A 766-nucleotide genomic window follows, 5' to 3' on the forward strand; every position below is an offset into this window, starting at 1 on the left:
CATTTCGGATACAGCGTGTGGATTGTGCGCTTGGTTATAGGCGACTACGCGGGCCCAGACCTGCTCAGGATCGAGTGGATGTGTAGGCGATGGTGCCTTGGGGAAGGTATCGAAGGCCTGGCGTGGTGTGATGTGCATTTTGCCGACCAGCAGTGATTGGTGCCGTCGTCGTTCGTTGTAGACCTGGCGATATTCGGCCAGATATGTGTTGACCTCAGCAAGGCTGACTGGGTGGCGTGCATCGAGGAACTGGGTCAACGTGCGGTGAGAGCGTTCGTCTTTTCCCTGGGTTGTCGGGGCGAAACCAGCAATAGCAAGTACACCTTGGCTAGCGAGCCAAGTTTCAGTAGCAGAGAGAAAACCACGGTGATAGGTGGCGAACGCATCGCCATTGTCGGAAAGGATTTCTTGAGGTTTGCCGTAGGCGGCGAACGCTGCGGCCAGTACGGCGCGCGCATCAGTACCGTTTTCTGGCAGAGCGAATGCTGTGGTTCCGACATCGAATCTGCTGGCATCATCGATAATCTGGTAAATCGTGACATGTGTGTGGGCATGGTCAAAGAGGCGGTAGACCAGTCCATCGATTTGCCAGAGTTCACCGACGAGATCACGGGCGAAGCGCTTATAGGAGCTGCGGGGGCGTTTGCGGGCATTGGCATCAACAAATCCCAGTTCATGCAGCCACGAGGCGATTGTAGAACGCGATGGGGTGGAATCTGGGCCTGAAGTGTCAAACAAGAAGTAGTAGATCGACCAAGGCCCATAT

Annotated in this window: 1 protein-coding gene; it reads right to left on the reverse strand. The window is 55.4% G+C overall.

The window, feature by feature from the left end; translation table 11 throughout:
- A partial coding sequence (locus HMPREF2635_RS12905) for an integrase core domain-containing protein (RefSeq protein ID WP_141761676.1) occupies positions 1-766 on the reverse strand: 766 nt, incomplete at both ends.

It is taken from the genome of Corynebacterium sp. HMSC035E02 (genome assembly GCF_001836065.1).
Taxonomy (GTDB): domain Bacteria; phylum Actinomycetota; class Actinomycetes; order Mycobacteriales; family Mycobacteriaceae; genus Corynebacterium; species Corynebacterium hiratae.